This is a genomic window from Cytobacillus sp. (assembly GCF_964223445.1).
GTDB lineage: Bacteria > Bacillota > Bacilli > Bacillales > Cytobacillaceae > Cytobacillus.
Map to the genome: position 1 here is coordinate 26,065 of NZ_CAXQGS010000125.1, position 6,396 is coordinate 32,460.

Here is a 6,396-nt window from a genome sequence, read left to right on the forward strand (position 1 = left end):
TTAAGGTGAACCGTGCATCCTATAAAAACATTATTATATTAGACTTTAAGCATTTTCATAGATGGCCAATTTGGCAGCAACATCTTTTAGTGATGTCCCTTGTAAACTGGGAATACAAATTCCTTTAATTTTATCTAATGCTTCTTTCCACGTTTCCGGGACCGCATTTGCACCCTGCGAGGCTCCAGATAGAGCACCTACCATTGCAGGCATACTATCGGACTGTTTCGGCAGTAATGATGCCAGCTGAATTCCTTTTTGCAGATTTCCTTCTGTACTTAGGAAAATAGCATAGGCTACTGCAAGTGTTTCAGGAGCAATATTGGCATAGTTATAGACCGCATTGACTACTCGTTTTTGCCATAGCGGTATGGCTGCAAATCCGTCCCCATTGGTTTCTTCCAGTACATTTAGGGCAATCTCCATTTTTCTCCAAATCCAGGTATTTTCCGGTACGTACTTTAATCCTTCTTCCACTATTTCCTGCGGAGAAGCACCTGATAGGGCAACAGCTATACTGGCAGCCATTGCCTGGGCTGCATAGACGCCATCTTCAGCATTTGTGATAGAAGCCATTTTTTGTGCTGTACTTGCAGCTTTTTCAGGCTGGTTTTTATATATAAGACCGATTGGAACCGCACGTGAAACTGAGCCATCATCATAGTGATGTGGATTGTCATTGCCAGATGCCGGTGGAAGGATTCCTTTTTTGATGTTTTCAATAGAAGCTCTCTCACTTACTCCGCTCCAAATTTCCTGCTCAGGTTCTACTATATATTTCATCCAGCCATGAAGTAATTTTTCTTCCGTAATTTCATTCCCGCAATCCAAAATCATTTGGGCCGCGATGATTGCAAATTCTGTATCATCTGTTCCGCAGAAATCTAAAATTTCCTCGCTCAAGGCATGTGTGAAGGGCAATGAAATTTTATTAATCCGATGCCGGTCCGTAATTTGGCTAAAGCTCCATAAACGATTTCTCCGCTTAGGAGGGAGTACGAGCGATCTATGATACATCGCAGCAAAGCCTGCCGAATCACCCATTGCCATCCCGAGAAGAGAACCGTAAATTTTATCATAAGACATTACTCTTTTCCTCCTATTATTACGTTTGTTAAATCTCTGGCAATATCACGGACATCTATCCCTTTCATGGCCAAAACACAACGTCCGCGAATAATATTAATCCGGTCCTGCCAATCCTTTGGCACAGCATCGGCACCATGTAATGCTCCTGCCATTGCACCATTCATAGCCGCAATCGTATCAGAATCTCTTCCAATATTGACTCCGCCCAGGACAGCAGGAATATACTCACCCTTTGCTGCAGCAAACACACCATAAGCGAGCGGAATAGCTTCCGGTCCCATATCGGCCCAAGGATAGTAGAAAATAGAGATCTTATTGTAGAGCTCCTCCATAGCATCTTGAACATTCGTATACTTTGTGCCAATTTCTACAGCCTCGTCGATTTTCCGATATGTCCAGGAATCCTTAGGTATGTGGTTCATTCCTGTTTCAATTACCTTTTGCCAATCGTTTCCCGTCATGGCGTAAGCAACACTTGCGGCCACAGCTTGACCGCAATATACTCCATCCCGGTCGTGGCTTACTCTAGCTTCAATCTCAGCCAGCCTGGCCGCTTCCTCCGGATCGCCTGCACAATAGATGCCAATCGGAGAAATTCTCATGGCCACCCCGTCACTCCACATTTGGTGATTATCGACACCTGTGGCAGGAGCAGAAAGCCCTTTTCGCAGATTAAAGATAGCCTCAACTTCACTAAAGCCGCCGCCTTTAAAGCCGCCTTCCTGGGAAACAAGATAGTTAGTCCATTCTCTTGTCATATCCTCATAGTTTAATTTGTTTCCATATTTTAAGATAATTTTTGCTGTCAGCATGGTGTATTCGGTATCATCTGTTCCAACTGGATCATCATTGACAAAGTCATTGATCCATCCATATTTTTCCCGTATCTCTTCCAAAGCCAAGCCTTCCGTTGGAGCTCCCAACGCGTCACCCACTGATAATCCTATTAAACAGCCATATACTCGCTTATACCATTGTTCGAAATCCAAATGAGGTCCCCCTATGCTAAAGTTTTCTAAAAAAATAGTGGAGAACGGAGTCTCCACTATTTTTTTAGTATTATCTTAAATTTTTATTTGCAAGTTCTGTAATCTGTTCTCCGCCTGCTTCGTTCCACTCTTTAACGAATTTTTCGAAATCAGAGATTGGACGCTTGCCAGTAATGATGTCCGTTGTAAATTCCATATACAGGTTTTGCATAGCATCCCAGTTAGCTACATATTCTTCCGGGATTATGAAGCTATTGTCTTCTGCATAAAACTCTTCTGCTGATTGAAGTGATTTTTCCGCAGATTCACTTAATAATGGTGTCGTATCATCTACTGGAGTGGCCGGAGTATAATCAGCTGGCTCCCAGAATCTAGCAAACCATTCACTGTAATATTTATCAGTAAGCTGAAGTTTTCCATCCACTACATTATAATGATCGCCTTCGAATCCGAATCGGTCGATCATTTGTCCTTCAGGGCTTGCCATATAATCTAGAATCTTAAACACAAGATCCTTATTCTCAGAATTAGCAGAGATTGCAATACCTCTTGATTCTTTTGTAACATCCGTAGCACCAAATCCTTGATACTCGCCCTTCGCAGGCGGCAGCATGACTAGTGAAGCTTCTTCTCCGCTTACTTGAACCATTTTGCCTTCATAAATATCGATTACCTTACCAGCTGTACCTGGGATGATCGCAGCATCTCCATCAAAGAATGCTTTTTCTTTCGTATCCCATTGCTTTGTTAAGTATTGGGGATCCAAAAGACCTTCTTTGTATAACTTATTATAGAATTCAAGCTTTTCTTTTTGCTGCTTTGAAACTCTTGCGTATTCATAAGATCCATCTTCTTTTTGCAGCCAAGTCTTATCGATCCCAAAAGCCATATCAAACATATAGTCGATTTCTGCTATGTCACCGGCAACTGTAATGGCATATTTAGGTTTATCGCCGCCAGGCTGTTTTTCAACTAATTCTTTGAAAAATGCATAGTAATTGTCCACAGTTGGATTTTCCTTTAGTGCTTTAGAAGTTTCCATTTTGTTAAACCAGTCTCCTCTAATGACAGGAACTTTAGGAGCAAGTGGTTTAATCCATAGCAGATAAGGATAATTTTCAAGTCTTTTTTCGTTAAATGGCTGAACGATATCCTTAAGATATTTTGATTCCTTGATGTAAGGTCTTAAATCCTCTAATAAACCTTGATCAGCCATGGCTTGATCTCCGCCTTGGAAATAAATCATGTCAGGAATATCGCCGCTATTGAGCAGTAAGTTTAACTTCTCAGCATAGTTGCCTTGCGGGAGGTCGACTAATTCAAAATTTACTTTAATATTTTCATCTTCAAGGAGCCCTTTTTCAATCGCATCATAATATTTTTCTGATACAGGGTTAGAGCTGTTATCATCCTTCATTACAACACGGATTGTTGTGGCTCCCCCTTTATCTTTTTTATCTCCCTGACCTGCTTCTTCTTTGTTTGTACAAGCCGCCAGTAAACCCAAAACCATAATAAGACTTAATATGGCTATAAAAGATTTTCTCATCACTTTTCCCCCTAAAAAAGTTAATTTTTCATAAACAAATTGAATCGGCGAATGATTGTACCCCCTTTGTCCTTCATGCTTATAAGAAGATTGATAATATAAAAGCTTACAGAATCACAATGGTGTGGAACCGGTTACATATTTAGCTATAAAAGGTTGTTCCTAACAATTTTGAATCAACAGATGTTGTTAGAGTGTGATGCCAACTTATTATAACCTCTTATGTAACCGGTTACATATTATATTCCCTTTTAGAATAATTGAAAGTGGTTTTAAAGTCAACTACTAAAAATTCAAATTAATTTGGAAAATCTGTTAGGAATAAATCGGATTAATTTAAAACAGAATCCCCTATAATCTCGAAGATACTCTGAAGATTAAAGGGGACTTCCTAATTTCCATTATACTCCATTCGTGCGTTACCTTAAACCAACTAAAATCATGGCCTATAACTTCAACTCATAAACCTTCCGCGGCCGCCCGCGCTGTCCAGGCTGTTCTTCACCCGTTACTTTGGCAAGCCCGAGCCGCTCGAGCTCCGCCATAATCCTCCTCGAGTTGCGTTCGGTGTTTTTCAGCCATCTTGAGACTTCCTGCGCAGTGACTATCTTTTTTTGATAGTGCCTTGAAAGGTATTCGATTTTGGATACGATTGCCGGATTGATTTTGGCGCCCTTAAAGCGTTCTTCCCATTCCTCTCCCCAAATGCGCTGCTGGTAGGAAACCGCCTCCTCGCCGCTTTCCGAAAGGTGTTCCTTAATTTGTTTGGTTTCATCGACACTAACCACAGGCGAAGCTTTCTGATCCCTGGCATATTGGAGGGCGAGCCGGACATTCTGCTCTGCATCATATGCCGTCAGCCCGTAGCCGACACCGATCCTCACCTTCAGCTTGCTGTGGATTTTCGCTTCTTCAATAAGAGAGTACATGGAGGCTTCCTGAAAATGCATTTCCATTTCGCCCCGGGTTGTATAAATAAAGAATAGACCATCCCCGATCTGCACAAATGAGCCTTGCACTTTTTCGGCATAATCAAGCATAACCTGCTTGATTTCCAGCTCATGCCGCTTCATTTCATAGGTGAAATGCTGCTCTTCCAGTGAGCTTGCAGAGTGAACGACTTCCATTCCCATAATCGCTATCTGGGAGCGCTTATACCAGTTGGACTGGCCTCTTTCCCTTAGGTAGCGGAGTACAAGTTTAATGGCGACAGGAGAAGGGACCACCCGGTAACATGGGATTCCCTGTTCCCGAAGCCGGTCATGTACCTCCTGGACACAAGTCAATGCGACCTCCGTTTTTCCTTCCTCAAAAAGCTTCTTATGAAAGCGGATAATTTCCTCGGCTGGTTCGTACTCATTATAGGAAAAAGCCTGAATGTTTAAATCTCCTAAAAAATATGTATTCTTTAGTATATCAAGCTCCGATTCCTGAATGGTGTCCAGGCTTGCCTGCTGAAATCCGCCTTCCCTGATATGCGCTTCAAGGAGTGTTCCCAGCAGACTGGAGCCATATAGAGGGGGATAATGGGCGTTTTCTTCCCCAATCAGCCCTTTTGAACGCGCGTAATAATAAGGGGCCTGTCCGGAGAAAAACCATAAATCGATTTCCGTCTGATGTTCCCTGATAATCTTTTCCGTTTCTTTTGTTTCCTTATAAATGTATGGAATCATTTCAAGCTCGCTGTATTCACGCGACAAGGCAAGAATGTGTCCAACGGAGTCTCCCGGCCCTACTACCCCAACGCGAATCTTCATTTTTTTCCACCTGCTTCTTCTTTAGATGCTTGTTTCAGTTTTTAAATATTGAGCGATAATCTTTGTTCCCATTTCCAGATCTTCAATAGAGGCAAATTCATCAGGATGGTGGCTGAGCCCATTTTTGCAGGGAATGAATAAAAGCCCTGAAGGCCATTTGGCAGCCATATTCATGACATCATGGCCGGCACCGCTTTCAAGCACCAATGCTTTGTATCCTAACGCTTGTCCTGAATGCTGGAGTTTCCGCATCACTGTATCATCCAGCTGAACGGATGGATTATGAACAAGCGTTTTTACTTCTATTTTAACACCAAAAGCTTCCGAAAGCTGATGACATTTTTCACGTATGAGCTTCTCCATTTCCTTTTTCAGCAAATCGTCCACACTGCGGATATCGACTCCAAGCTCAACTGTTCCGGGAATCACATTCATGGCGTTCGGCTTTAGTTCAAAGGTGCTTGCTGTTGCCACAATCGGCACTGCATTGGAATCCGATAAAGAAAGAGCTGTCTCTGATATGAATGGAACGAGAGGTGCAGCCGCTACAAAGGCGTCCTTTCGTTTGCCCATCGGCGTCGTTCCAGTGTGCCCCATCTGTCCATTGATGATTACCTTTAAGCGGATTGGACAGGCAACTGCCGTTACTGCTCCAAAGTCTGCGCCGGCATCCTCCACTCTGGTTCCCTGTTCAATGTGAAGCTCGATAAAACTTTTTAAAGCTGACTCCGGCCGCTCAGCTTCTTCAATTGCATCCCATGACAGTCCCATGTCCTCGACTGCCTGGCGGATGGTGATGCCATCTTCATCCGTTACATCTTCCACTTCATTCTTATTAAGAAGGCCGCTCATTGCCTTGCTGCCAATGGTTGATACGCCAAAACGGGAGGATTCTTCAGAAGCAAAACAAATGACTTCTATTGGTGAAGCAGGCTGGAACCCTTCTTCCTTCAAAACTTTCACGGCAGCCAGACCGCAAAGGACGCCGGCCACTCCATCATAGCCACCCCCG

The 6,396-nt window shown here is 43.0% G+C and carries 5 protein-coding genes; all 5 read right to left on the reverse strand.

Annotation, left to right across the window (positions count from 1 at the left end; translation table 11 throughout):
• Positions 1–45: 45 nt before the first annotated feature.
• Positions 46–1,086: an ADP-ribosylglycohydrolase family protein gene (locus ACEQ1T_RS21085; protein WP_206840000.1), complete on the reverse strand. Its 1,041-nt coding sequence runs from the start codon at positions 1,084–1,086 to the stop codon at positions 46–48.
• Positions 1,086–2,078, reverse strand: a complete 993-nt coding sequence (locus tag ACEQ1T_RS21090; RefSeq protein ID WP_370224608.1) for an ADP-ribosylglycohydrolase family protein — start codon at positions 2,076–2,078, stop codon at positions 1,086–1,088. The genes ACEQ1T_RS21085 and ACEQ1T_RS21090 overlap by 1 nt, the downstream gene beginning before the upstream one ends.
• Positions 2,079–2,148: 70 nt before the next feature.
• On the reverse strand, positions 2,149–3,627 hold the full coding sequence (locus tag ACEQ1T_RS21095) for an extracellular solute-binding protein (protein WP_370224609.1): 1,479 nt from the start codon (positions 3,625–3,627) through the stop codon (positions 2,149–2,151).
• A gap of 446 nt (positions 3,628–4,073) precedes the next feature.
• A complete protein-coding gene (locus ACEQ1T_RS21100) occupies positions 4,074–5,384 on the reverse strand; it encodes a hypothetical protein (RefSeq protein WP_370224610.1) in 1,311 nt (436 codons plus the stop codon).
• Positions 5,385–5,405: 21 nt separating this feature from the next.
• Positions 5,406–6,396, reverse strand: a 991-nt coding sequence (locus ACEQ1T_RS21105) for a M20 family metallo-hydrolase (RefSeq protein WP_370224611.1), incomplete at its 5' end; no start/stop codon positions are given.

Excerpts from the sequence above, each read along its gene's own strand:
- ACEQ1T_RS21085 (WP_206840000.1), bottom strand. The coding sequence starts at position 1,086 with ATGTCTTATGATAAAATTTACGGTTCTCTTCTCGGGATGGCAATGGGT.
- ACEQ1T_RS21095 (WP_370224609.1), bottom strand. The coding sequence starts at position 3,627 with ATGAGAAAATCTTTTATAGCCATATTAAGTCTTATTATGGTTTTGGGT.
- ACEQ1T_RS21100 (WP_370224610.1), bottom strand. The coding sequence starts at position 5,384 with ATGAAGATTCGCGTTGGGGTAGTAGGGCCGGGAGACTCCGTTGGACAC.